The sequence below is a fragment of the Actinomadura sp. NPDC048955 genome (assembly GCF_040649435.1).
Lineage (GTDB): Bacteria > Actinomycetota > Actinomycetes > Streptosporangiales > Streptosporangiaceae > Spirillospora > Spirillospora luteofluorescens.
In genome coordinates, this window is sequence record NZ_JBEZJI010000002.1 from 142,591 (window position 1) to 166,759 (window position 24,169).

General features: G+C 71.7%; 23 protein-coding genes. 14 read left to right on the forward strand and 9 right to left on the reverse strand.

The window, feature by feature from the left end; genetic code table 11:
• Positions 1 to 15 precede the first annotated feature (15 nt).
• On the forward strand, positions 16 to 420 hold the full coding sequence (locus AB0C84_RS02700; protein WP_361060436.1) for an Imm10 family immunity protein: 405 nt from the start codon (positions 16 to 18) through the stop codon (positions 418 to 420).
• A gap of 143 nt (positions 421 to 563) precedes the next feature.
• Here the strand turns inward: AB0C84_RS02700 and AB0C84_RS02705 are convergent, their stop codons facing one another.
• The 3 genes from AB0C84_RS02705 to AB0C84_RS02715 form a co-directional block, all read right to left on the reverse strand.
• Positions 564 to 1,532: a hypothetical protein gene (locus AB0C84_RS02705; RefSeq protein ID WP_361060438.1), complete on the reverse strand. Its 969-nt coding sequence runs from the start codon at positions 1,530 to 1,532 to the stop codon at positions 564 to 566.
• A 148-nt stretch (positions 1,533 to 1,680) separates the two neighbouring features.
• Positions 1,681 to 2,844, reverse strand: a complete 1,164-nt coding sequence (locus AB0C84_RS02710) for a S8 family peptidase (protein WP_361060440.1) — start codon at positions 2,842 to 2,844, stop codon at positions 1,681 to 1,683.
• 136 nt (positions 2,845 to 2,980) lie between these two features.
• On the reverse strand, positions 2,981 to 4,963 hold the full coding sequence (locus AB0C84_RS02715) for a serine/threonine-protein kinase (protein ID WP_361060442.1): 1,983 nt from the start codon (positions 4,961 to 4,963) through the stop codon (positions 2,981 to 2,983).
• 129 nt (positions 4,964 to 5,092) lie between these two features.
• On the opposite strand from AB0C84_RS02715, the gene AB0C84_RS02720 reads away from it, so the two are divergent.
• Together AB0C84_RS02720 and AB0C84_RS02725 are read left to right on the forward strand one after the other, a co-directional pair.
• Entirely contained in the window at positions 5,093 to 5,536 is a 444-nt protein-coding gene (locus AB0C84_RS02720; protein WP_361060444.1) for a sterol carrier family protein, read from the forward strand.
• A 110-nt stretch (positions 5,537 to 5,646) separates the two neighbouring features.
• The gene (locus AB0C84_RS02725; protein ID WP_361060446.1) at positions 5,647 to 6,288 is read left to right on the forward strand and encodes a LamG domain-containing protein; all 642 of its coding nucleotides are present in this window, start codon (positions 5,647 to 5,649) and stop codon (positions 6,286 to 6,288) included.
• 9 nt (positions 6,289 to 6,297) lie between these two features.
• Here the strand turns inward: AB0C84_RS02725 and AB0C84_RS02730 are convergent, their stop codons facing one another.
• Entirely contained in the window at positions 6,298 to 6,663 is a 366-nt protein-coding gene (locus tag AB0C84_RS02730) for a hypothetical protein (protein ID WP_361060448.1), read from the reverse strand.
• Between the two features lie 128 nt (positions 6,664 to 6,791).
• Between AB0C84_RS02730 and purF the strand changes: the two genes are divergently transcribed.
• Together purF and purM are read left to right on the forward strand one after the other, a co-directional pair.
• A complete protein-coding gene (gene purF / locus AB0C84_RS02735) occupies positions 6,792 to 8,246 on the forward strand; it encodes an amidophosphoribosyltransferase (RefSeq protein WP_361060450.1) in 1,455 nt (484 codons plus the stop codon).
• Positions 8,243 to 9,283, forward strand: a complete 1,041-nt coding sequence (purM, locus tag AB0C84_RS02740; RefSeq protein WP_361060452.1) for a phosphoribosylformylglycinamidine cyclo-ligase — start codon at positions 8,243 to 8,245, stop codon at positions 9,281 to 9,283. The genes purF and purM overlap by 4 nt, the downstream gene beginning before the upstream one ends.
• A gap of 218 nt (positions 9,284 to 9,501) precedes the next feature.
• Here purM and AB0C84_RS02745 read toward each other — a convergent pair whose 3' ends face one another.
• Both AB0C84_RS02745 and AB0C84_RS02750 read right to left on the reverse strand, forming a co-directional pair.
• Positions 9,502 to 9,708 (reverse strand): DUF3073 domain-containing protein, encoded by a 207-nt coding sequence (locus AB0C84_RS02745; RefSeq protein ID WP_179849484.1) that lies wholly within the window; start codon positions 9,706 to 9,708, stop codon positions 9,502 to 9,504.
• Positions 9,709 to 10,042: 334 nt separating this feature from the next.
• On the reverse strand, positions 10,043 to 11,125 hold the full coding sequence (locus tag AB0C84_RS02750; protein ID WP_361060454.1) for a Glu/Leu/Phe/Val dehydrogenase dimerization domain-containing protein: 1,083 nt from the start codon (positions 11,123 to 11,125) through the stop codon (positions 10,043 to 10,045).
• A 105-nt stretch (positions 11,126 to 11,230) separates the two neighbouring features.
• On the opposite strand from AB0C84_RS02750, the gene AB0C84_RS02755 reads away from it, so the two are divergent.
• Positions 11,231 to 12,148, forward strand: coding sequence for a hypothetical protein (locus AB0C84_RS02755; RefSeq protein ID WP_258944361.1), 918 nt, complete (start codon positions 11,231 to 11,233; stop codon positions 12,146 to 12,148).
• A gap of 273 nt (positions 12,149 to 12,421) precedes the next feature.
• Complete coding sequence (gene bldC / locus AB0C84_RS02760; protein WP_012850682.1) at positions 12,422 to 12,625, forward strand: developmental transcriptional regulator BldC; 204 nt, start codon at positions 12,422 to 12,424, stop codon at positions 12,623 to 12,625.
• A 737-nt stretch (positions 12,626 to 13,362) separates the two neighbouring features.
• On the opposite strand, the gene AB0C84_RS02765 is transcribed toward bldC, so the two are convergent.
• Positions 13,363 to 14,052 (reverse strand): TetR/AcrR family transcriptional regulator, encoded by a 690-nt coding sequence (locus tag AB0C84_RS02765; RefSeq protein WP_339156191.1) that lies wholly within the window; start codon positions 14,050 to 14,052, stop codon positions 13,363 to 13,365.
• Positions 14,053 to 14,423: 371 nt separating this feature from the next.
• On the opposite strand from AB0C84_RS02765, the gene AB0C84_RS02770 reads away from it, so the two are divergent.
• From AB0C84_RS02770 to AB0C84_RS02785, 4 genes are all read left to right on the forward strand, one after another.
• Positions 14,424 to 15,425 (forward strand): LacI family DNA-binding transcriptional regulator, encoded by a 1,002-nt coding sequence (locus AB0C84_RS02770; protein ID WP_361060814.1) that lies wholly within the window; start codon positions 14,424 to 14,426, stop codon positions 15,423 to 15,425.
• 475 nt (positions 15,426 to 15,900) lie between these two features.
• Positions 15,901 to 16,140 (forward strand): hypothetical protein, encoded by a 240-nt coding sequence (locus AB0C84_RS02775; protein ID WP_089315141.1) that lies wholly within the window; start codon positions 15,901 to 15,903, stop codon positions 16,138 to 16,140.
• A gap of 84 nt (positions 16,141 to 16,224) precedes the next feature.
• Positions 16,225 to 17,064: an N-acetylmuramoyl-L-alanine amidase gene (locus AB0C84_RS02780; RefSeq protein WP_361060457.1), complete on the forward strand. Its 840-nt coding sequence runs from the start codon at positions 16,225 to 16,227 to the stop codon at positions 17,062 to 17,064.
• Positions 17,065 to 17,119: 55 nt separating this feature from the next.
• Positions 17,120 to 18,559 carry a class I SAM-dependent methyltransferase gene (locus AB0C84_RS02785; RefSeq protein WP_361060459.1) on the forward strand — a complete coding sequence of 480 codons (1,440 nt, stop codon included), beginning with the start codon at positions 17,120 to 17,122 and terminating at the stop codon, positions 18,557 to 18,559.
• Positions 18,560 to 18,578: 19 nt separating this feature from the next.
• Here the strand turns inward: AB0C84_RS02785 and AB0C84_RS02790 are convergent, their stop codons facing one another.
• A complete protein-coding gene (locus tag AB0C84_RS02790) occupies positions 18,579 to 19,649 on the reverse strand; it encodes a quinone-dependent dihydroorotate dehydrogenase (RefSeq protein WP_258944336.1) in 1,071 nt (356 codons plus the stop codon).
• A 245-nt stretch (positions 19,650 to 19,894) separates the two neighbouring features.
• On the opposite strand from AB0C84_RS02790, the gene AB0C84_RS02795 reads away from it, so the two are divergent.
• Positions 19,895 to 20,089, forward strand: coding sequence for a DUF6243 family protein (locus AB0C84_RS02795; RefSeq protein ID WP_361060462.1), 195 nt, complete (start codon positions 19,895 to 19,897; stop codon positions 20,087 to 20,089).
• 39 nt (positions 20,090 to 20,128) lie between these two features.
• Here AB0C84_RS02795 and AB0C84_RS02800 read toward each other — a convergent pair whose 3' ends face one another.
• Entirely contained in the window at positions 20,129 to 21,313 is a 1,185-nt protein-coding gene (locus AB0C84_RS02800; protein WP_361060464.1) for a hypothetical protein, read from the reverse strand.
• A gap of 201 nt (positions 21,314 to 21,514) precedes the next feature.
• Here AB0C84_RS02800 and AB0C84_RS02805 point away from each other — a divergent pair, with 201 nt between their 5' ends.
• Positions 21,515 to 22,513 (forward strand): hypothetical protein, encoded by a 999-nt coding sequence (locus AB0C84_RS02805; RefSeq protein ID WP_361060466.1) that lies wholly within the window; start codon positions 21,515 to 21,517, stop codon positions 22,511 to 22,513.
• A 274-nt stretch (positions 22,514 to 22,787) separates the two neighbouring features.
• Positions 22,788 to 24,167 carry an extracellular solute-binding protein gene (locus AB0C84_RS02810; protein ID WP_361060468.1) on the forward strand — a complete coding sequence of 460 codons (1,380 nt, stop codon included), beginning with the start codon at positions 22,788 to 22,790 and terminating at the stop codon, positions 24,165 to 24,167.
• The last annotated feature ends 2 nt before the right edge of the window (positions 24,168 to 24,169 follow it).

The following is a 24,169-nucleotide window of genomic DNA, read 5'->3' on the forward strand; positions in this document are numbered from 1 at the left end:
TCAAGGTCAACTCAGATGAGGTGTCCGTGGAACCGGGGGAAGCTCAAAGCCTATGAAGACGATGAGACTTTCGCAGCCGGGGTGGCTGAGCAGGAGAATGGCGGAGGTCACGAACTGACCTTTATGTGCTGCCTGCACGAGCCTGATGAGCAGGACATCGCCCTTGGAATGGATTCCTACTGCCTCGTCACGGCGGACCAGGGCACCGTCTACGGCGGAGTCAAAGAGGTGCGCCTGAAGGATCGTGTCCTCCGTGTCGTCGTGGATTCCAGCAATCTGGAGGCGCTGGGGCTGGACGACGCTGAGATAGAAGTGACGCTGGACGTCGACGACGAACGCATCGAGCAACTGCGAGAAGGGCTGCTCCGCGTCCTGGCTTATGGACGTCCCAGCGAACGACCTGCGCTACTGGACCTCTGAATCTGCCCAGATGCCGGCCTCCTCCCGCGTGAACGGGAGAGCGGTCATGCCCGGCTGTGGCCGGAACGCCATACGCCGGGTCGGGCGGAGCGGCGCTATGCGGGAGCCTGAGTGATGCGGCTCTGGTCGGAGCCAGATACGACCTAGAAGACCGAGATGTGGACGTGGTCGTAGTGGTTGGCGGTGACGCCGCCTCGATTCTCCATCGAGCGCCAGCCGGGGCTGCGGAGGTCGTAGATGCGCTGGCGCCAGATGATGTACTTGATGCCGAGGGCGCTGGCGTGGGCGATGGCGTAGGCGGCGGTGCGGTCGCCCAGGGACTGGGCGCTGCCGGAGGCCATGACGCCGCCCGTGGTGACCATGAAGTCGCAGGCGCGGCCGCTGCCGTGGTCCTGCGGGTCGCCGGTGGAGCGGAAGCAGCCGATCGTGGGGAACGGGCCCATCTCCAGGTCGATGGTGTTCTTCACCTTGAGCATGCGCGGGGTGACGCCGCCCATGCCGACGCTCGGGGACTCGGGCTTGTACTTCTTGACCAGGGACTGGATCTGCGACTTGCGCCGCCTCAGGTCCTTGATCTCCTTGTTCAGCTCCGTCATCTTCTGCTGGGCCGCCTTGCGGGCCGCGAGCTGGTCGTTGACGAGCTTCTGGATCTGGGCGACCTTGCCCGCCTTGTTCTGGGCGAGATGGCTGACCAGGGTGGCGTTGCTGAGCAGGTCGGAGGGGTCCGCGTCGGCCAGGAACGTGACGGTGGGGTCCTCGCCGTTCGTCATGTACTGGGACGCGGCCAGCTGGGCGACGACCCCGCGGGCCTCCTGAAGGTCGCGCTGGAGGTTGTTGGACTTGTCCAGCGCCTTCTTCGCGGCGTACTCGGCGTCCTTCAGCTTGGCGAGGTCGCCGCCGTACTCCTTGTCGAGCTGCTCGATCTGGCGGTTCAGCTTCGCGAACTTGCCGCTGTCGCCCGGGTCCAGGGGCAGGGACGCCGGCGCGGCCGCGGACGGCGTCGCGGAGGCGACCAGGGGCACCGCGGCGGCGAGGGCCACGAGAGCCGCGGCGGCGTGGCGCCGGCCACGGCGGCGGTCAGCATGCCGACGGGTGGAGGCGGGGGTCTCCACGTGTTCTCCTCTCGTCATGGCCAAAGGTCAATGGACGTTAAAGAGCCGTCTGCCTCGCCAAGGGTAAACCCTGCGGTAATGGGACGTGGCGGAGGCGCGAGATGCCCGGCTCCCTTGCTGGGAGCCGGGCCATCTTACGTGACGGGACTCACAGCTTGCCCTTCCACAGGAGCCTGTTGGGCTGCGAACGCAGACCCTTGAGGGTGTGGGTGGAATTGTCGTTCAGCACCTTCTGCACCGTCGGGAAGGTGGCCTTCGGGTGGGTCGACAGGTAGAGGGCGGCGACACCGCTGACGTAGGGGGCGGCCATGGACGTCCCGCTGAGCGCCTTGCTGCGGTTGCCGGGCCAGGTGGAGTAGACGCCGTAGCCGGGGGCGTTGATGTCGACGCACTTGCCCCAGTTGGAGAACGAGGCGCGCGTGTCGCTCTTGGTGGTCGCGCCGACAGCCATGACCCAGCCCGCGCCGGCCGGAGAGACCTTGCACGCGTCGGCGTTCTCGTTGCCGGCGGAGACGGAGGTGAACACCCCGGACTTGGACAGGTTCATCACGGCGGTGTTCACCGCGGTGGACTTGGGGCCGCCGAGGGACATGTTCGCCACGGCCGGCTTGGCGGCGTGGGTGCGCAGCCAGTTGGCGGCGTCGACGATGTCCGACATCGAGCCCTCGCCGTTGCAGTCGAGGACGCGCAGGGCGCGCAGCTTCACGGACTTGGCGGCGCCGTAGGTCTTGGAGCCGATGATGCCCGCGACGTGGGTGCCGTGCCCGTTGCAGTCGCGTCCGTCGCCGTTGAACCTGCTCGCCGCCCAGGCGATGGAGGCGCGGCCGCCGAACTCCTTGTGCCCGACGTCCAGTCCGGTGTCGATGATGTAGGCGTTCACGCCCTTGCCGGACGACTTGTAGGTGTAGGTCTTGGACAGCTTCGCCGACCGCTGGTCGATGCGGTCGAGGCCCCAGGGCAGCGGCGCGCGCTGGGTCGTGGTGGCCTTGACGATCTGGTCCTGCTCGATCGCGGCGACGCGGTCGTCGCGGCGCAGCCTGTTCACCTGGTCGTCGCTGAGCTTCGCGGCGAAGCCGTTCAGGACGCCGTCGAAGCGCCGGACGCCGGTCGCCTTGACCTTCTTGGCGGCGGCGTCGGTGGACGCTCCGGTCTTCAGGGTGACGATGTAGCGGCCGGGCACCGGGGTGCCCTCCGCCGCCGTCACCTTCACCAGCGACGACGAGTCGTCGGCGAGCACCGGGAGCGCGGCGGCGGCGCCGAGGCACGCCGCGACCGAGCCGACGAGCAGCAGCCTACGGTGGACAACCCGCAAAGCGCCTCCTTCTGCAGGGGAGCGCGCGCAGGCGTCCCGCCCATGATCGATGGTTTCGATCGAGGGGAAACCTTAGCGGAACTGTCCTGATAAGAGGCGACAAAATGGACGCATTGCCGGAGGTGGCAGAAGCAGGTCAGGCCCGGCTGAGCCGCCCCCCGTAGCCGAGGCTCGTCCCCGGCTTCGTCCAGGTGTACTGGAGCGTCCCGTCGGGCTGCCGGGTGACCTGGACGATCCCGGACGTGCACGGCTTGCCGATGTCCAGGTTCATCTTCAGCGCGCTCTCGGTGCCCCGGGCGAGCCGCAGGGTGCCGTCGCAGTTCTCCCGCGGGTACAGGGCGCGCCCGGTCGTCCCGCCGGTCTGGAACGTGATCTCCACGGGGAAGGACGCGTTGCGGCCGGTGTTGACCACCGTCCCCTTCCACGTCCCGGCGAACGAGGCCGGGATCGTGGTCACCGGGCGGTTGTCGGACGTGTTGGTGCTGTCGGGCGGCGACCCGTCGTCGTCCGCCTTCAACTGGGGCCACAGCACCAGGGCGATGATGGCGACGCCGACGCTGACGCCGATGGCCAGCGACAGCGCCAGGCCGAGGACGTGGTTGCCGGGGCGCCGCATCTTCGCGAGGGCCCCGAACGGCGAGGAGCGGTTGGGGGAGCGGTGCCCGCCGCTGCCCTCGCGCCCCTGCCCCAGCCCCGGGATGAGGGGGTTCGGGGCGGTGGGGTCGGCCGGGGGCATGTCGACGGCGTCGAACGTGGCCGTCCGCTCGGGGACGGGCGCGTCGAACGTCGCCGTCCGCTCGGAAGCGACGGCGTCGAACCGCGTGGTCTGCTCCGCCTGGTCGCCCCCGCCCGTCTGGGCCTGCTGCCCGGGCCGGTTCGTGCCGACCGCGTCGAAGGTCGTGGTGGCCTCGAACGCGGCGGGGTCGAGGTCGGCGGCGGGCGGTTCGGGCTCCCGCTCGGGCTCCGGACGCGCGCGGCGGGAGCGCGCGAGCTTCCCGAGCAGCGGCACGGATGGCGAGGCGGAGTCCGCGACCGGCCCTGACGGCGAACCCGGCGGCGGTCCGGGCACGGGAGCCGGAGGCGGTCCGGGCACGGGAGCTGGGGGCGGTCCAGGCACCGGACCCGGAGGCATGGCAGGGCTCGGCGTGAACCCGGCCGGAGGAGCGGCTCCCATGGGGTTCCCCGGCGCTCCCCTGGGGGGACGCGGCGGCGGCGTGACCCGTGGCAGGTTGTGGCGGACCATCACGCCCGTCGCGAGGGCGCGGCCTTCCTCGACCATCGAGGTCGGCAGGCGCTCAGAGAGCGCGCTGCCCTTGCCCAGCAGCCGTTCGAGGATCGTCCTGGCCATCGGGCGCTCGGCAGGGTCCTTGGCCAGGGCGGCCTCCACCACCTCGCGCAGGGAGTCGGGCACTTCCGACAGGTCGGCCTCGTCGTAGACGATCCGCTGCATCACCTCGGACGGCGAGCCCTCGCCGAACGGCGGCCTGCCCGAGGCGGCGAACAGGACGGTCGACGCCCACGCGAACACGTCGGCGGCCGGGCCGATGCCCATGCCGCTCAGCTGCTCGGGGGACTTGTAGGCGGGGTCCTCGGTCATATGGCCGCGGAACGCCACGTTCACGGCCTCCATGGCGTGGGCGATGGCGAAATCGCTCAGCCGGGGACCGTGCCGGCCGAGAAGAACGTTCCCGGGCTTCAGATCGTGGTGGACGGCGCCCGCGCGGTGGACGGCGGCCAGAGCGACCGCCATCCCGATCGCCACGCGCTCCACGACGACGACGCCGCGCACGCCCTCCTCGTCCACGAGCTGCTGGAGGGACGGCCCGTCCACCCACTCGCTCACCACGTAGGGGCGGTCGCCCTCCACGTCGGCGTGCAGGATCGCCGCCGTGCAGAAGCCGGTCACCTTCCGGGCCGGGGCGAACGCGTCGGCGAAGCGCGACCGCGCGACCGGCTCGCCGCTCAACCGCACGTGCAGGACCTTCACGGCGACGGGTCGTCCGGACGGGTCGCTGCCGAGGAAGACGGCGCCCTGCTCGCCCACGCCGAGCCGTCCCGTGATCTCGAACGATCCGAGCCGTCTCGGATCGCCCGGCTGCAGGGGCAGCGCCTCGGGCATCTGACGAACCTCCGTCTCCTCCGGGGACGGCGTCCCCGGCCTCCCCGTTCCCTGCGCCCCCATGCCTGGCACCGGGGTCCTTTCTACCGCCTGCGCGGCACCGAGGATGACCCGGTAGCGTTTTGCGCGATGCCGCGAACACCGCTTTCCTCCACCGTGCTGAACGAGCAGCGCGCCGCGCTCGGGCTGGCGCCCTACACCGGCGCGGACGAGCCCGCCGCGCTGCGCCGCGCGGCTCTGGACACGGTCCTCGCCGGCATCGAGGCGGGAGCCGCCGAACCGAGCCGTCCGGTGGTCAGGGGAGCGGTGCGGTACCTGCTCGACCGGCTGGCCGAACTGGCCCCGGGACGTTCGGTGGAGGTCCGGGTACCGCCGCACGCCGCCGTTCAGTGCATCGACGGCCCGCACCATACCCGGGGTACGCCACCGAATGTGGTGGAGATGGACGCCGCCACGTGGATCGCGCTCGCCACCGGCCGCCTCACCTGGGAAGACGCGGCGTCGAACGGCCGCGTCCGCGCGAGCGGCCCGCGCGCCGACCTGACACCCCACCTCCCCCTCCCCCTCGACTGAAGGCGGCCCCTCGACTGACGCCGCCTCTCGGCCGACGGCGGCCTCTCGACTCGGTGGGGGAGGCGCGCATAGCGTGCGCGGGTGACGCGGGCCTTACCGGAGGTGATTCCGTGCTGATCGCGCACTGGACGTTCGACGCCGGCACCGTGGACGGCCGCCGGGCCGCCGACTCCGCCGGAGCCGCCGCCCCCGCCGCCGAGCTTTCGGAGAACGCCCGGATCGTCCCCGGACGGGACGGGGAGGCGCTGTCGCTCGGCGAGAATGACCGCGCCGTGATCCCCGCGGCGCCGCAGCTCGTCCTCAGCCAGATCTTCGGGTTCGGCCTGGCGTTCTTCGTCCGGGTCGACGAGGGGCCCACCGGCGAGTGGCGCAGCCTCCTCTACAGGCCCGTCGCCGAGAACGACGCACGCGGCCTGGGCCTTTGGCTGTACCCGGACGCGATGAGGCTCCGCGTCCAGCTGTTCACGGTGAAGGGCCCCGAGTACGTCGACAGCAAGGCCCGGCTGGCCGTGGGCGAATGGGCGCACATCGCCTTCGTCGTGGACACCCGGGGCATGGCCCTCTACATCGACGGCGAGAAGGACTCCGCCGTCTCGCTGGAACATCCCGTGGTCACCCCGGCCGGTCCCATCTACCTGGGCAAAGAGCCTGCCAAGCCCGGTTTCGGCGGCCTCATCGACGATCTGCGCGTGTACGCCTCAGCGCTCGGGCAGGAGGCCGTCCGTTCCCTGGCCGACCAGCCGGGCGCCTGAACCAAGGCGTCAGGGGGTCGCCTGGGCGAACGGGAATTCGCGCTCGACGCAGTTCCGCCGCGACACGTCGTCCGGGTACCGGGCCGCGTCCCCGCACTGGGCCGCCTTGCTCAGCAGCCAGAAGAGCGTCCCGGAGCCGATCAGCAGGGCGATCGCGGAGCAGACCACCCCCACGAGGGCGGGGCGCCGGTCGGGGGCGCGGCGCACGAGCGCCACCGTCCCCAGGACGAGGCCCGCGAGCGCCGGGATCATCCCCGCGAAGCACACCGCGAGCCCTGCCAGGCCGACGATTCCGAGCACCTGGGAGGACCGCGCCAGGGTGCTCCGCCTCGGCGGAGCGGGGGGCGAGTAGGTCCGGTACCCGGGCATGGTCATGCGTTCCTCCACGTGTCGTCCCCCAGATTCCCCCGCACCCCGTGATCCCCGTGGTTTCGGGGAGTAAAGGTCGGTTAAGGAGATGCCACCGATCGGAGCAGGTGAACCGGGCATCTAGACTGGCGAACGTGCCTCTCCGTGACGGACGTCTGAGCCACGACATCGATCCCTCCGACCGTGCTCCGCAGGACGCCTGCGGCGTCTTCGGCGTCTGGGTTCCCGCCGAACAGGCGGCCCGGGCCGAAGTGAGCAAGCTCACGTACTACGGGCTGTACGCGCTCCAGCACCGCGGGCAAGAGTCGGCGGGCATCGCCGTGAGCGACGGCTCGCGCATCGTCGTCTTCAAGGACATGGGCCTCGTCGCCCAGGTCTTCGACGAGTCGGTGCTGAACACGCTGCGCGGCCACATCGCCGTCGGCCACTGCCGTTACTCCACGACCGGCTCGCCCACGTGGGAGAACGCGCAGCCCACGTTCCGGTCCACCGACGACGGCGGGCTCGCGCTCGTCCACAACGGCAACCTCATCAACACGCCCGAACTGGCCGCGCGGCTGGACCCGGGCGAGCTGACCGCCACGACCGACACCGAGGTCCTCACCGCCCTGCTCGCCGCCCGCGGCCAGGGCGGCGCCCTGGAGGCGGCGCGGGAGATCCTCCCCGCGACCCGCGGCGCGTTCTCCCTGGTCTTCATGGACGAGGGGACGCTCTACGCGGCCCGCGACCCCGAGGGCATCCGGCCGCTCGTGCTCGGCTCCCTGGAGGACCGCGGCTGGGTGGTCGCCTCGGAGACGGCCGGGCTCGACATCGTCGGCGCCCGGTTCGTCCGGGAGATCGAGCCGGGCGAGCTGATCGCGCTCGACGGCGAGGGCGTGCGGTCCGAGCGGTTCGCCGAGGCGCGCCCGAAGGGCTGCCTGTTCGAGTACGTGTACCTGGCGCGGCCCGACACGACGATCGCCGGGCGCAGCGTCCAGGCCACCCGCGTCGAGGTCGGGCGGCGGCTGGCCCGCGAGCACCCCGTCGAGGCCGACATGGTCATCCCGACGCCCGAGTCGGGCACGCCGGCCGCGATCGGCTACGCCGAGGCGTCCGGCATCCCCTACGGCCAGGGCCTGGTCAAGAACTCCTACGTCGGCCGGACGTTCATCCAGCCGTCCCAGACGATCCGCCAGCTCGGCATCCGCCTGAAGCTGAACCCGCTGCGCGAGGCGATCGAGGGCAAGCGCCTGGTCGTGGTGGACGACTCGATCGTGCGCGGCAACACCCAGCGCGCCATCGTGTCGATGCTGCGGGACGCGGGCGCCGCCGAGGTGCACGTGCGGATCTCCAGCCCGCCCGTCTCCTGGCCGTGCTTCTACGGCATCGACTTCGCGACCCGGGCCGAGCTGATCGCCGGGAACCTGTCGGTGGAGGAGATCCGCGACTCCATCGGCGCCGACTCCCTCGGCTACGTCTCCCTGGACGAGCTGATCTCCGCCTCGCAGATCGCGAAGGACGAGCTGTGCCGGGCGTGCTTCGACGGCCAGTACCCGATCCCGGTGGAGCAGGACGCCCGCGGCAAGCACCTGCTGGAGGCCACCCGATGACGGATCGCCCGACGACCTCCTACGAGGCCGCAGGCGTCGACATCGCGGCGGGCGAGCGCGCCGTCGAGCTGATGAAGTCCCGGGTGGCCCGTTCGCGGCGGCCCGAGGTCGTCGACGACGTCAGCGGGTTCGCGGGGCTCTTCGACGCCTCGGCACTGCTGCGCTACGACAGGCCCCTGCTCGCGACGTCCACGGACGGCGTCGGCACCAAGGTCGACCTGGCGCGGCGCCTGGGCGTCTACGACACGATCGGGCACGACCTGGTCGGCATGGTCATCGACGACCTCGCGGTGTGCGGCGCCGAGCCGCTGTTCATGACCGACTACATCGCCTGCGGCAAGGTCGTCCCGGAGCGCATCGCCGACATCGTCGGCGGGATCGCCGACGCGTGCGCTCTCGCCGGCGCCGCCCTCGTGGGCGGCGAGACCGCCGAGCACCCCGGCCTGCTGGAGGCCGACGAGTTCGACGTGGCGGGCGCCGGGACGGGGGTCGTCGAAGCCGACCGGATCCTCGGGCCCGAACGCGTGCGGGCGGGCGACGTCGTGATCGCCATGGCGTCGTCCGGCATCCACTCGAACGGGTACTCGCTCGTCCGGCACATCCTGGCGACGACGGACCTGACGCTGGAGTCACGGTCGGCCGATCTCGACCGCCCGCTGGGCGAGGAGCTCCTCACCCCGACGCGCATCTACGCCAAGGACTGCCTTGCCCTGGCCGAGACCGGAGGGGCGCGGGCGTTCGCGCACATCACGGGCGGCGGGCTGGCGGCGAACCTGGCCCGGTCGCTTCCGCCCGGGGTGGACGCCGTGCTGGACCGCTCGTCCTGGGAGGTCCCGGCCGTGTTCCGCCTGCTCCAGGCGCACGGCGACGTGCCGCAGGCCGAGATGGACAAGACGTTCAACCTCGGAGTCGGCATGGCCGCGATCGTCGCCCCGGACCGCGCCGACGAGGCCCTCCGCCTGCTGACCTCCCGCGGCGTCCCGTCCTGGGTCCTCGGTGAGATCACCGAAGGAACCGGCGAAGCGACCTTCCGCTGATCCGCCGGCCTGCTGCCCCCCTCCGCCCCGCCCGACCTCGCGGACGGGGCTGAACGGGACGCTGAGCCCCTCCCGGACCTCTCAGGGCAACGGGTGCATGCCGGACACCGAACGCGGCCCGTGGGGTCGCTCAGCGTGAGCGGCGGCCCCCGGACCTGGTCCGGCCCATGACAAACGCCACCGCCCGGCGGTGCGGGCGGTGGCGTGCTGTCTGCCGGTCAACCGGAGGTGTCGTCCTTGCGGGTCTCCGTGCCGTAGTCATCGGCGTAGTCGGCGTACTTCTCGGCGAGCTCGTCATAGGAGTCTTCGCCGGAGTCGCTGACTCCTAGTTCATCCTTCAGGCGGTCGAGGTCCGTGTTGCCGGTGCTGTACTTGAGCTGCCGGGCAACCTTCACCTGCTTGGCCTTGGCTCGGCCGCGACCCATTGGCTCGACCCCCTCGATGGTCAGGGCTTTCGTGGGCCCATCAACGCGCGCGTGTACCACACGAACCGGTGCCTGATGAGCCATGCGTCAGTCACGGGTACAACCGTACCCGTTTTGCGCCTGGCTCGGTACATCGACGGTACGTGGCGGCGCCCCTGTTGCTGATGACAACAGTGTATCCGGTGGTCACGTGAACGTGCGAAGGCCACCGTGGGACGGTCGTACGCCGCCCCACGGTGGCCCTCACAACGGTTTTGCAACGGTCTAAACAGGTCTAGGGAGTGCACCCTCCGCCCGCGCCTTCCGCGAGCTCGGAGGCCGTCCCCCGCGAAGCTCAGAGAAGGATGCCGCGCAGCCTGCCGACCTCCGACATCCGGCGCTCCGCGAGGCGGTCGGCGGCCACCGCCGGCGGGACGCCCTCGTCGGAGGCCAGCGCGAAGATCTTCCGGGTGGTGTCGTAGATGCCCGCGGCGCGGGCCTTGGCGCGGTCGAAGTTGAAGCCCTCGATCTCGTCCGCGACCTGGATCACGCCGCCGGAGTTCACCACGTAGTCGGGCGCGTACAGGACGCCGCGGTCGGCGAGGCGCTTCTCCACGCCCGGGTGGGCGAGCTGGTTGTTGGCGGCGCCGCAGACGACCTTGGAGCCCAGCACGGGCACGGTGTCGTCGTTGAGGGAGCCGCCCAGCGCGCACGGCGCGTAGACGTCGAGCTCCGTGCGAACCATGGCGTCGGCGTCGGCGACCACCTCCACCTCGGGGTGCAGCGCCCGGACGCGGTCGACGGCGGCCTCGTCCACGTCGCAGATCACGACGTCCGCGCCGTCCTCGCGCAGGTGCTCCACCAGGCGGTGGCCGACCTTCCCGACGCCCTCCACCCCGACCCGCCTGCCGCGCAGCGTGGCCTGGCCCCACACGGTCTCGGCCGCGGCCCGCATGCCCTGGAACACGCCGAACGCCGTGAGGATGGACGAGTCGCCGGCGCCGCCGTGCGCGACCGTCCGTCCGGTGACGAAGCGGCACTCGCGCGCGACGATGTCCATGTCCTCGCTGAAGGTGCCCACGTCGCACGCCGTGTAGTACCGGCCGTTCAGCGACTGGACGAAACGCCCGTAGGCCCGCAGCATCGCCTCGGACTTGTCCGTGGCGGGGTCGCCGATGATGACGGCCTTGCCGCCGCCGAGGTCGAGCCCGGCCAGGGCGTTCTTGTACGCCATGCCCCGGGACAGGTTCAGCACGTCGGCGAGGGCCTCTTCCTCGGAGCCGTACGGGTAGAAGCGGGTGCCTCCCAGGGACGGGCCCAGCGCGGTGGAGTAGATGGCGATGATGGCGCGCAGGCCGCTGGCCTCGTCCTGGCAGAAGACGACCTGCTCGTGTCGGGGTTCGGTGCCCTTGTGGGGCGCCCCGAAGACATTAGGCACGGTAGTGCCCTCCTCTCTGTCTCTAAGATCAGCCTAGGGCGCGCGATGGCGCCACGCCCGACCGAATCTCATGTCACGATGCGATTCTCATGTCACGATGCGATGGTGCTTCCGTACGCGGCGTACCTACGGGTTTATGAACCGGTGACCGCCTTCCCGGAGCCCGCGCGGACCCTGTGGACGGTCTACGCCGACTCCAGGCGCCGTCCCAGGCGGATCCACGCGCTCGGGGCGGAGAACCGGGAGGCCGTGCTCAGGCTGACGGGCTCGCCGCCCGAGGTCGTCCCGGAGCGGGAGAGCAGGGACGCCTACGTGCGGCGCCTGGAGGACATGATCTACGTGTGCCCGTGGGGGACGCGGCTGCGCTCCTGGCTGGCCTTCGAGCGCTTCAGGGACGAGCACGCGGCGGGTGTGGCGGCGGCCTTCGTCCCGCCGCCCCTGTCCGAGCGGGTGCGCAGCGACTTCGAGCAGTGGAAGAACGCCGGCCGCTCCCTCCGCCCGCACATCCTGACGAGCACCTGGCACGTCCCGCTGGACTGGTTCGTGCCGTTTGCGCGCGGCGAGCGGTGCCTGACGCTCGGCACGCCGGGGACCGGGTACCGGCCGCCGGACGACACGGCCGAGGAGCCCGCGGCCCACGGCCCGGCGACGGCGGCGCCCGTGCGGACCCTGATCTACGTCACCTCGATGGGGGAGGCGCGCCGCCGGGTGGCGGCCGCGCTCCCGGTGGTGCGCGAGAATCTCGGCGAGGGGACGGACGACGTCTACCTCCTGTCGGCGGGACGGCTGGACACCCTCGGCCGGTGGCTCGGCGAGTTCCATCCCGGCGCGCTCGTGGAACTCGACTACGGCGGGCTCGTCCATCTCCTGGACGACGCCACGCTCCGTACTGACGAGTCGGTCGCGGAGATGACCGTGGCCCTCACCGGGATGGAGCGAGGTGAGGTCGAGCTGACGGTCGCGATGTACAAGCGTCTCCTGGCCCGCTGGCGCCCCGTGCGGGCGCTGGAGGCCGCGAACTAAAACAAATTTCCCGAATCCGCGCGCGATACGACTATACGTGTCGCTAGAATCACGCAGCGTGACCCAGCGACCACCGGACATGCACACTTCCCCGCTCTCGCGGGGATGTTTGCACGCAACTACCGCCAGGAACTTGCTTGTTGCGCTGAGTGGTGGCAAGGTTACACGTTGTGATGTCATAGTGGCTCTTTCGGGCCATAGGGGACATCAGTGACCACGCGAGGATCAATCGCAGGATCGCTGTCATCGGTCCACGGAGGAGAGGCCGCAAACATGTCAGCACGTACGCCAGAGGCCGAGCCCCTGCTGACGCCGGCGGAGGTGGCGACGATGTTCCGCGTCGACCCCAAGACCGTCACGCGCTGGGCGAAGGCGGGAAAGCTCACGTCGATCCGCACGCTCGGCGGGCATCGCCGGTACCGCGAGGCGGAGGTGCGGGCGCTGCTCGCGGGAATCCCGCAGCAGCGTTCGGAGTAGGCACGCCGACCGGCAGGGCTCCAGCGGAGCCCTCCGGACGCACAGCGCAAGAGGGGGGCGGCCAGGAGGTCCTTGATCGGACCTCGCGCCCGAGATACGTGCGGGGACCCGCTCAGTGGTCTCCTGGCCGACACGGGACCACGGTCATCCGAGAACCGTCGGTCCCGAACGCCGAAGTCGCGCTGTCCCCGGGACGGGCACCAACCCGCCCCCGGGGACAGAGCGCACACTCCCAAAGCAACGCCCCAGCCCCGGCGATCGCACAGGTTTCGGACAATACGTCTCTCCTGAGAGACGCGCAGGTTGCGGGCGACGCGTCTGTCGCGGGAACGCACCTGGTCTGAGCGGTGCGCCGGTTGAGGATGCCGCGCCGGTGCGAGGGACGCGCCCGTCGCGGGACGTGGTTTGGTTCCGGGGGGTGTGTCCGGTTGTGGACGCGGGCGAGTTGGGTGTCCGAAACTCCGCGCACGTCAGCGCGATAACCGCAGGTCGAGCGGTTAGTGGTTCATCTCCGGGCGGCTAGGGCCTGTCTCGAAGTGGCCCCGGCCACGCGCGCGAACGCGTGACCTGGCCGGTGGAGCGAGGCCGAAGGCGAGCGGAGCCGGGCAGATCGCGAAGCGATGCCGCGTTCGCCCAGTACCGGTCACGTAGCGAGCCGCCAGGCGAGCGAAGTGGGCCGGAACTGTGGAAACACAGCCGCCAGGCGAGCGAAGTGGGCCGGGACTGTGAAACACGGCCTAATGGTTCATCTCTTCGTGGGCCAGGCGGTCGAACAGGGCGCCCGTGCCCGGGTCGTGCCTGCCGGAGACCTGCATGATCACCACGAGCTGGTCGACCAGCAGCCGCTCCAGATCGGGGCGGGACACGTCGCGGTTCTCCAGCCAGTCCAGGCCGGCGGTCTCCACGGTCGCCATCCAGCAGCGCAGCGTGATGCGCAGGATCGGCGGCGGCACGTCGACGTCCAGCGAGTGCAGGATCCGGTCCAGCAGCAGCCGGCGGATCCCGTCCACGATTTCGCCGGCCTCGCCCGAGCGGTCGGCCGGCCCGCCGCGCAGCAGCGCCGTGTACCCGGCCGCGTGGCTCTCCACGAAGTCGAAGTAGCGCTTCAGCGAGATCCGCAGCCGTTCGAGCGGCCTGCCCTCCGTGGGCGGTTCCAGCAGTACCGACAGCTGCTTCGCGGCACTGCCGAGCGCCGCGATGTACAGCTCGTTCTTGCCGCCGAAGTAGTGGTAGACCAGCGCCCGGGAGGCTCCCGCCTTCGCCGCGACGTCGTCGATCGAGACGTCCTCGGGCGAGCGCGTGCTGAAAAGCTGCAGCGCCGCCTCGATCAGCTCGTCCCGCCGTTCGTCCACGCTGAGCCGGCGCCGGCCGCGCCCGCCGCTCGGCCGGCCGCGCGCCTTCGCACCGGCCATCGCACGATCTCCCACCTGGGCAGGGTATCCGAGCCGGGCGCCGTCGGGGCGCACACCGAGCGCGACGCCGGCGGGCCCGCCGCCGGTTCCCCGCCACGAGTGTGATCCAGAACACCACAGGCCCGAACCACCATTGTCGGATGCCCGTTACTCAGTGTCGCGGCGGTATGGGGGGAAGGCGCGGCATCATGGCATCTCCTCCTGAGCGGAGGGCGGTGCACCGAATCCCTCACCGGGGCGCCGCCGCGGCAGGTCCTGCAGGTTCCCCTGGACGGAGTGCCATGTCAGCAGATGAAGCAAATCCCCCGCACGACTTGCAGGGAGAGGGCGCGGTGCCTCGGCCGCGCAGCGAGCCCTCTCCCGCACCGCGCGACGAGGGCAGGACGGTGCCCGCGCCGAAACCGACCATCCGCAATGTCGCTGAACGCGCGGGAGTGTCCAAATCGCTCGTCTCGCTGGTCATGCGAGGGTCACCGCATGTGAGCGAACGCCGGAGACAGGCCGTCCTGCAGGCCGCCCGGGAGCTCGGCTACCGCCCGAACGCCGTGGCGCGCAGCCTGGTCGAGGGGCGCACCCGGCTGATCGGCGCCATCGTCGCCGACCTGCACAACCCGTTCTTCGCCGAGTTCCTGGACGGGCTCCAGGAGAGCCTGCACGGCGCGGGGCTGCGGATGCTGGTCGGCAGCGGCCGCTGGGACCCGATGTTCGAGGCCGAGGCGGTCGAGGCGTTCCTGGAGATGCGGGTGGACGGGCTGGTCCTGCTCAGCGTCGTCCCCGAGTCGCTCAAGGAGGCGGCCGCCAGCGTCCCCGTGGTGGTCGTCGGCGAGCGCGACGTGGTGGGCGTCGACATCGTGGTGGACGACGACGAGCTCGGTGCGAACCTCGCCGTCGACCATCTCGTCCAGCACGGCCACCGCCGGATCGCGCACATCGAGGGCGCGCGCTCCACCACCGCGCGCTACCGCCGCGCCGGCTACGAGAAGGCGATGCGGCGGCACGACCTGGCCGACGAGATCGTCGTCGAGCCCGGCGACTTCACCGAGGACGGCGGCTACCGGGCCGCGCTCTCGCTGCTGCGCCGCGACGCCCGGCCGACCGCGATCTTCGCTCCCAACGACCTGGTCGCCACCGGGGCGCTGTCGGCCGCCGACGAGCTCGGCATGCGGGTCCCGGCGGACCTTTCGATCATCGGCTACGACAACACCCACCTCGCGGCGATCCGGCACATCTCGCTGACCAGCGTCGACCAGCCGCGCCGCGACATGGGCCGGGTGGCCGCCGAGATGCTCACCGCACGCATCGGCGACCCGTCCCGCGCCGCGCGGCAGAAGCTGGTCGTCCCGCACCTGGTGGTCCGCTCGACGACGGGGCCCGCTCCCTCCCCGTGACCCGCCTGTGCGCCGCCGCAGGACGTCCCCCCGCCTTCTCCTCGCTCCCGCCGGCCCGGTCCGTGCCCTGATCCGCGCGTTGTGACGCCCGCCGCCCTGGCCGGTGACGCCGCGTCCCGCGCAGCTCCGCCCGTGCCGCCGCGGCCGTGCTCCCGAGGTCCGTCGTCCTGTCGGCTCGCCGCTGACGCGTCCCACGAACGTGGCGTCATGGGTTCTCGACGTCGTGCATCGAAACGGCGCCGTCGCCTGGGGCCGGTTATGGCCGGGGTACGGGGACGGTCGATCGTTCGTCGAACCGGTGCGCGCCGGGTAAGGGGCCGGCCAAACCTGCCGCATTCCCCGGGACGGGGCACGCGGCCAGGTGGTTAATGGGACTTCACCGTCGGCGGGCGGTCCCGGGCGGCCTCACGGAAGGCCGCCGGGACGGTCCTGCCGGCGGTCGGGAGAGGGTCCGTTCACCAGAGGGGAACAGGTCGTGCGTGATCCGGAACTGGTGTCGTGCGCGCAGCGCGCGGCGAGCGAATTGGAACGCGCGTGGTCGGAGTGGCGGCACGCCCGCGGCCTCGCCGAGCAGGTGTCGGAGTCCGTCGCCAGCTACGTGGCCCATTCGATCGACCACCCGTGGGGGCGTCCCCGCGTGGTCCTCGGCTTGGACGCCGACGAGGCGCGCGCCCTCGCCGCCCTGCTGGGCAAGGAGGACCCGCTGCGAGGCTGATTTTCCCGACTCCGTTTGACGAACCCGTACCGGTGTGCAGACTGTCAGGGTCGGTAACGAAGTCATCACGGAGGAAAACGGCCTGTGCGGATTCATCGGGGCGGCCCCGCGGTCGCCGGTATCGCGCTGTGCCTGGGCGCGCTCGTCGCGTGCAACGGTTCCTCCGGGACGTCCGGCGGCGGCGAGGCGGCCGGGCCGCCGACGGCCGGGGCGGCGTCCCCGGGCGCCGGGGGCGGCAAGTCGCCCGCGTCCGCCAAGGGTGACCCGCGGTCGCTGGACGGCAAGGTCATCGTGATCGACCCCGGGCACAACGGCGGCAACGCCGACCACCCGTCCGAGATCAACCGGCAGGTGAAGATCGGCAACGGCAGCAAGGCGTGCGACACGACCGGCACCGAGACCAGGGCCGGCTACACCGAGCACGCCTTCACCTGGGACGTGTCGAAGAGGCTCGCCGGCATCCTGAAGTCCCGGGGGGCGAAGGTCTCGCTGACCCGCAAGGACGACGAGAGCGTCGGTCCCTGCGTCACCGAGCGCGCCGCGCTCGGCAACCGGCTCAAGGCGGACGCCGCGCTGTCCATCCACGCCGACGGGGCGTCCGCGTCCGGCCACGGCTTCCACATCATCGAGCCGCTGTCCATCGGCCGGAACTCCGAGATGGTGTCCGGCTCCGCCGAGCTGGGCGAGGCGCTGCGGAACGCCTATCACGAGGGCACCGGCATCCCGTACTCCAACTACCTCGGCAAGAAGGCCATCGACCGGCGCGACGACCTCGGCGGGCTCAACATGTCGACCGTGCCGAAGGTCTTCATCGAGTGCGGCAACATGCAGAACAAGGGCGACGCGGACAAGCTGTCCAGCGCGTCCTTCCGGCAGCGCATCGCCGAGTCCCTGGCCGAGGGCTTCCAGACCTACCTGGGCTGATCCCCGGACGGCGATCCGGGACGCGTGCCCGGCCCGCAGGGGGCAGGATGAGCGGATGCCTGATCTTCGTCGTGTGCGCGAACTGCTGCTCGGAGCCGGTTACACCGTCGCGGGGGTGCGCGAGTCGCTCGGCCCGGTCGCGGGTGGGGCGCTGGCGCGGGACGAGATCGTGCCCGCGCTGCGGGCGACGGCCGGCGGCTCGCCCGTCGAGGCGCTGACGCGGCTGTTCTGGCTCCAGGTGCCCGTCCCCGAAGGCGCGGTCGCCTCGGACGATCTGGTGGCGGCGGGGCTCGCCGAGGTGTCGGGCGGGCAGGTGCGGGCGCTGCTGCGCGTCGAGCCGCTGGAGGCGGTGGACGGCGACGGGCACGCCGGTTACGCCGTGTCCGATCTGAAGGTGCGGCCCGGGGACGGGCGCCTCCCGGCGGACGATCATGTGGTCGGAACCGGTGGCGCGTCCGGCAATCTCGCCCGGCTGGTTATCCACAGGCCTGTGGACAGCGTGCTCGATCTGGGCACGGGATGCGGCGTCCAGGCCGTGCATGTGGCGGGACGGTCGCCGGGCGCGCGCGTCACCGCGACGGACGTGAATCCGCGGGCGCTGGAGCTGGCCGGGATGAGCTTCGCGCTGTCCGGCGTGGAGGGCGCCGAACGGCTGCGCGGGTCGCTGCTGGAGCCGGTCGAGGGTCGCCGCTTCGACCTGATCGTGTCGAATCCGCCGTTCGTCGTCGCGCCGCCCGGCGACCGGCGGTTCACCTACCGCGAGTCCGGGATGGCGGGCGACGACTTCTGCCGCCGCCTCGTCGAGAACGCCTCCCGGTACCTGAACGACGGCGGATATTGCCAGCTCCTGGCCAACTGGCTGCATGTCGAAGGGACCCCCTGGGAGGAGCGCGTCGGCGCGTGGGTGGACGGCTGCGACGCGTGGATCGTGCAGCGCGACGTCCAGGATCCGGCGGAGTACGCCGAGTTGTGGCTGCGGGATTCCTGCGAGGCGGGCACGCCCGAATACCGCGCCCGGTACGGGGCGTGGCTCGACGAGTTCGAGCGGCGGAACGTCACCGGCATCGGGTTCGGCTGGATCACGTTGCGGCGCAGCGAGCGTCCGGCCGTCCGGATCGAGGAGCTGCGGCACGCCGTCGAGCAGCCCGCCGGCGCCTACGCGCACGAGGTTCTCGACGGCCTCGTGAAAGCGGAAGAGTTTTCCACAGCCTGTGGACGACTGCTCGCGGCGGCGCCCGGTCTCGTCCAGGAACAGATCGGCCCGCCCGGTGCCGAGGACCCGGAGCGGATCGTCCTGCGGCAGGCCGGCCGGCTCCGCCGCGCCGCCGGCGTCGGAACGGTCGAGGCGGCCCTCGCGGGGGTCTGCGACGGCACCCTGCCCCTCGATCCGCTCCTGGACGCCATCGCCCAACTCACGGGCATCGACCCCGGCGAGGTCCGCGCGCACGCCGCCGCCGTCCTGCCGGAGCTGATCGCGGACGGCTTCTTCGTCTAACCCGGGGGAACGCCCCGGGTCAGCCGCGGGCCTCGTCCAGAGTGCGGAAGGCGCTGCCGCGCAGGCGGCGCGACAGGTCGCGGTTGACGCGGTGCGCCCAGAGCGGACCGCCGTAGATCATCCCGGTGTACCCCTGGACGAGGGTCGCGCCCGCCCGGACGCGTTCCCACACGTCGTCGGCCGTCTCGACCCCGCCGACGGAGATCAGCACGAGCCGCCCGCCCGTGCGGGACCGCAGCCGGCGCAGAACCTCGACCGACCGCTCGCGCAGCGGCGCGCCCGACAGCCCGCCGGTCTCCTTGACCAGCGCGGGCGGGCTGAGCAGGGCGTCGCGGCCGATGGTGGTGTTGGTCGCGATGATGCCGTCGAGGCCGAGTTCGAGGGCGAGGTCGGCGACGGCGTCGACGTCGTCGTCCGCCAGGTCCGGTGCGATCTTCACCAGCAGCGGGACGCGGCGGGCGGACGAGCGGTCGGCGGCCTCGCGCACGGCCGTCAGCAGCGGGCGCAGGTGCTCGACGGCCTGGAGGTTCCGCAGGCCCGGCGTGTTGGGGGAGCTGACGTTGACGACGAGGTAGTCGGCGTGCGGGGCGAGCCGCTCGGTGCTCGCGACGTAGTCGGCGGCGGCCGAGGCCTCCGGGACGACCTTGGTCTTGCCGATGTTGGCGCCGACGACCACTCCCGGCGCCCGCTCGGCGAGCCGCCGCGCGGCGGCCTCGGAGCCCGCGTTGTTGAAGCCCATCCGGTTCACGACCGCCCGGTCAGGGACGAGCCGGAACAGCCGCGGGCGCGGGTTGCCGGGCTGCGGGCGCCCGGTCACCGTCCCGATCTCGACGTGGCCGAACCCGAAGGCGCCGAGCGCCGCGTAGGCGACGGCGTCCTTGTCGAACCCGGCGGCGAGCCCGAGCGGACTCGGGAAGTCCAGCCCGAACGCGCGGACGGCCAGCGCCGGGTCGCGCGGCGCGAACAGCCGCCGCAGCAGCGGCACCGCACCGGGCACCGCCTGGATCGCACGCAGCGCCCGCAGGGTCAGATGGTGGACGCTCTCCGCCGAGACGCGGGCGATGACCAGTGAGAAAAGAAGTCTGTACATCACTCACCAGTATCCCAGCAGCCCTTACAAGAAATTCGTTTGAGGCCCACCGAACCGGCTGCCACCCTGACCGCATGCTTCTCAATGCCGAGGCCACCGCTTGGTGGCCCACTCCCCAGCGCGTCTACCGCGACCGTCCCGCCGCCGGGTCCGGCCGGGACGCGATTCGCGTCTGAGCTGCGCGCTCCCGCACGGCCGGACCTGGGTGCGACCGACCACGACACCCAGCCGGACGGGAGATCACCATGTCCAAGAGCCGAGGCCGCGACGGCATGCTCGGCGTAGGCGGCCAGCGCAAGAACCTGTCGCGCGGAGAACTGCGCGGCGGCAAGGCGCGGGCAGCCGACGGCGACGCCGCCAAGGCGGCCGAGAAGAAGAAGGACCTGCTCCGCAAGATGCGCGAACGCACCGAGCAGCGCACCACCGACACCGACGAGTAGCGAACGGAACGCGCTGGTCCCCTTGGGGGCCAGCGCGTTCTACCTTCCGCGGAAGGTCCGGCGGAGGGTGAGGCGGACGTCGCGGGCTGCTTCTCGCATCGTGCGCCGTGCCGCGCGTAGGGGGTCTCGTACGGTGACTCGCCAGGTTGAGCGGACGCCGTGTCCTATCGGGCGTAGGAGGCTCTGCCGTACCCAGCGGGCCGGGGCGACGACCAGTACCCGCAGCGGGATGACGACGAGCGTTCGCCAGAGCCAGCGGAGGATCCGGGCGGCGAGGCGCCAGGTCCCCACGGCCCCGGCGACGATCGGGGCCAGGAGGTAGCGCCAGATCGCCCGTGCGGGCACGACGATCAGGACACGTCCCAGCCAGGCCAGGAAGCGGCCGATCAGCCGCCATGACCACGCCACTGCCGCCGCGAAGGCGCGCCAGCCGGCGGCGAGCGCGCCGCCGAGCGCGACCAGGAGGGTGAGCGTGCCGCTGCCGAGCCAGGCGAGGCCGGCCCAGAGGGCGCGGGCCAGCCAGGCGAGGCCGAGCAGCGGCGGGCGCAGGACGTAGCGCCACAGCAGCACGGCAGGCAGGACGACGAGCACGCCGATCAGCAGGCCGATGCCCTTGAGCAGCAGCCCGAGACCGCGCCCGAGGACGCCGAACAGCCAGGCGAGCCCGCGGCCGAGGACCCGGAGCGGCCGGAGCACGAGGAACGCGAGCAGTCCTCCGAGGCCGCGTCCGAGCAGGGCCAGGAAACGGCCGATCGGCGCGATGAGGACGCGGTGGATCCAGCGAGCCAGCCGTCCGGTCCCGCGCCCGAACCACCGCAGGAAGCCGAGGACCACGACGACGGCGAGCCAGCGCAGCGGCCGGACGAGCAGGAGGTCGAGCAGCGCGGCGATGCCCCGTCCGATGGCGGCCAGCAGCCGTCCGGCCGGAGCGAGCAGCCATCGGTACAGGGCGTTCCAGGCGCCGCGGAGCATCCGGCCGAGGAGCCGGGCGAAGCGGCCCGGCACCCGCATGAGAACGTTCCACGCCGCGCGGACACCGCGGGCCGCGAGCACGGCCAGGTCCCATCCGAACCGCAGCGGGACCACGACGATCAGCGCCACCACGCGGGCCGGCACGACGATCCACGCCGGCCCCGGACTCCGCTCCGGTGCCGGCGCCGGTGCCGGGGGACGTTTCTTCGTGAGGTCGACCGGGCCGTCCGCTGAGTCGTTTCCCGTGGTCACCGCAGCCTTCCTCGTCCGCCGCCGCAGGCATGCGGCACAAGCATGGGACTCGGCGCGAGGGCGGCCGGTTCCAGGCGGTTGAACCCGCTCCGAGGGGTTCACCGTATTCCTCCTCGATCCGGGAGAGCGGCGGCTCCACCTCGATCGACGTGCGGGACCTGGAACCGGAGCCGGGGCCCAGGACCACCTGGAGGACACGACATGAAATTCCCACGTTGGGCGATCCCCGCTGCGGCCGCCCTCACGGCGTCGGGCCTGGTGCTGAGCGGGTGCGGGCAGGAGAAGGCCGGCGGGAAGCAGAACGCCGCGGGGACCCAGGCGCAGGCGCAGCCGTCGGCCGAGCCGTCCGAGTCGCCCGCCCCGGAACCGACCGTCCTGGAGGTGGCCAGCGTCACCAAGCTCGGCAGGGTCGTCACCGACGGCACGGGCATGACGCTCTACCGCTTCGACAACGACACCGCCCGGCCGCCCGCGTCGACCTGCGCGGACGCGTGCGCCAAGGCGTGGCCGCCGGTGTGGGCGGGCCAGGGGAACACCGAGGTCAAGGGCGTCCAGCAGTCGCTGGTCGGCAAGGTGAAGCGGCCGGACGGCAAGTGGCAGGTCACGCTGGGCGGGTGGCCGCTCTACCGGTTCGCCAAGGACCGCAGCCCCGGCGACACGAGGGGCCAGGGCGTGGGCGGCACCTGGTACGCCGCGGCCCCGACCGGCAAGAAGGCGGCCCCGCTCAAGCAGGCGAACGGCAACCGCTGGAAGGGCTGGACGGTCGTCAAGGCCAAGCGCGATCCGAAACTCGGCCTCATCCTGACCGACGGCAAGGGCATGACGCTCTACCGCTACGACAAGGACAAGAACAAGCCGCCGACGACCAACTGCTTTGGCTCGTGCAAGAAGGCGTGGCCGCCGGCCGTCTTCAACGGCTGGAAGCACCTCAAGCTGGAAGGCGTCTCGAAGAAGGTCGTCAACTTCATCGAGCGCAAGGACGACGGCAAGTGCCAGCTCACCATCGACGGCTGGCCCATGTACTACTACGAGCAGGACAAGCAGCCCGGCGACACCAAGGGCCAGGGCGTCGGCGGGGTCTGGTGGGCCACCACCCCGACCGGCAAGAAGGCCGTCGGCACGGGATCCGGCACGGGATCCGGCACCGGTGACGGGGGCGGCGGCGGAGGCGGCGGCTACGGGTCGGGCGGCGGTTACTAGAGCCGTTCACCACGCCACATCCGCCCATCAGGCGAAGGCGCGGAGGGAAGCGCGGGTCGGTCGGGGCCCGCGCTCTCTCCGCGCCTTCTCGCGTCGTGAATTCTGATCACGTAACGGCCCGGGTCACCCCATGCGGAGACCAAGATCCTTTGCCTTCCGATTACTCTCCGGATCTCGACACTCACCCGATCCGGTGGTCGAATGGGGGACCAATCCCGCCGAGGGTGCGGCCCGGCGAAGTGCCCGCAGTCCGGTGGGACCTTCGGGAGGCCTCATGGATGAGCGAGCCGATCGAACGGAGAGCGACCAGGCGGGACGGGCCCGGCCCCGGGAGAGGGCGGCCGGGCGGCACGGTCCCGCGGAGCGGGCGCGATCGGCTTGGCTCAGGGGCGCGGTGGCGCTGGCACTGCTGGCCGGCGGGCTGACGGCCTGCGGCGATGACGGCGGGACGCCGAAGCTCACCTGGTACGTCAACCCCGACAACGGCGGCCAGGCGGCTCTCGCGAAGTCCTGCACGCAGGCCGCGGGCGGCCGGTACCGGATCGAGACGTCGCTGCTTCCGAGCGACGCGACGCAGCAGCGCGAGCAGCTGATCAGGCGGCTGGCCGCCAAGGACTCCGGGCTCGACCTCATGAGCCTGGACCCGGTGTTCGTCGCCGAGGCCGCCAACGCCGGTTTCCTGCGCCCGTTCACCAAGGGCGAGGCCGCACCGCTGACCGACGGCGTCTTCGCCCCCGCGGTGCAGAGCTCGATGTGGGAGGGCAGGCTCTACGCGGCGCCCTTCTGGGCCAACACGCAGCTGCTGTGGTACCGCAAGTCGGTGGCCGAGAAGGCGGGCATCGACCCGAACGCCGCCGACTTCACCTGGGACAAGCTCCTCGACGCGGCCGTCCGGACGAACACCACGATCGGCGTCCAGGGCAACCGGTACGAGGGCTACATGGTGTGGATCAACGCGCTGATCGCCTCGGCCGGGGGCCGCATCATCAGCGACGCCGAGAAGGGCGACGACGCGCGCATCGACATCGACTCGCCGGCCGCGAAACAGGCCGCGTCGATCATCCGGAGGCTCGCCCGGTCCTCGGCCGCGAGCCCGACGCTGTCCACCGACATCGAGGAGCAGTCCCGGGCGACGATCAACGGCGCGCGCGGCGGCTTCCTGCTCAACTGGGGCTACGTCTGGCGGGCCGAGAAGGGCGACGCCGACGCGGGCGCCATCGGCAAGAACATCGTCGGCGACCTCGGCTGGGCCCGCTACCCGCGGGTCGACCCGCGGCAGCCGAGCAAGCCGCCCTTCGGGGGCATCGAGATCGGGATCGGCGCGTACAGCAAGCACGAGACCCTCGCCGTCGAGGCGACCCGGTGCATCACCTCGCCGGCCAACATGAAGCGGTACATGCTCGACGAGGGCAACGTCGCCGCCCGGCCGGCGATCTTCGATGATCCCGACATTCTCGAGGAGTTCCCGATGGCCCCGCTGATGCGGGACTCCATCGCCGCGGCCGCGCCCCGCCCGGCCACCCCCTACTACGCCGACCTGTCCGGCGCCGTCCAGCACCGCTGGCATCCGCCCGCGTCGGTGAACCCCGCGACGACGCCGCGCCGGTCCGCGGAGTTCGTCCGGGCGGTCCTGAGCGACCAGGCGCTGCTCTGAGG

Bases quoted from the DNA above. Each gene is read 5' to 3' on its own strand.
- AB0C84_RS02700 (WP_361060436.1), top strand. From the start codon at position 16: ATGAGGTGTCCGTGGAACCGGGGGAAGCTCAAAGCCTATGAAGACGAT.
- AB0C84_RS02715 (WP_361060442.1), bottom strand. From the start codon at position 4,963: ATGCCCGAGGCGCTGCCCCTGCAGCCGGGCGATCCGAGACGGCTCGGA.
- AB0C84_RS02720 (WP_361060444.1), top strand. From the start codon at position 5,093: ATGCCGCGAACACCGCTTTCCTCCACCGTGCTGAACGAGCAGCGCGCC.
- AB0C84_RS02730 (WP_361060448.1), bottom strand. From the start codon at position 6,663: ATGACCATGCCCGGGTACCGGACCTACTCGCCCCCCGCTCCGCCGAGG.
- purM (WP_361060452.1), top strand. From the start codon at position 8,243: ATGACGGATCGCCCGACGACCTCCTACGAGGCCGCAGGCGTCGACATC.
- AB0C84_RS02745 (WP_179849484.1), bottom strand. From the start codon at position 9,708: ATGGGTCGCGGCCGAGCCAAGGCCAAGCAGGTGAAGGTTGCCCGGCAG.
- bldC (WP_012850682.1), top strand. From the start codon at position 12,422: ATGTCAGCACGTACGCCAGAGGCCGAGCCCCTGCTGACGCCGGCGGAG.
- AB0C84_RS02785 (WP_361060459.1), top strand. From the start codon at position 17,120: ATGCCTGATCTTCGTCGTGTGCGCGAACTGCTGCTCGGAGCCGGTTAC.
- AB0C84_RS02790 (WP_258944336.1), bottom strand. From the start codon at position 19,649: ATGTACAGACTTCTTTTCTCACTGGTCATCGCCCGCGTCTCGGCGGAG.
- AB0C84_RS02795 (WP_361060462.1), top strand. From the start codon at position 19,895: ATGTCCAAGAGCCGAGGCCGCGACGGCATGCTCGGCGTAGGCGGCCAG.
- AB0C84_RS02805 (WP_361060466.1), top strand. From the start codon at position 21,515: ATGAAATTCCCACGTTGGGCGATCCCCGCTGCGGCCGCCCTCACGGCG.
- AB0C84_RS02810 (WP_361060468.1), top strand. From the start codon at position 22,788: ATGGATGAGCGAGCCGATCGAACGGAGAGCGACCAGGCGGGACGGGCC.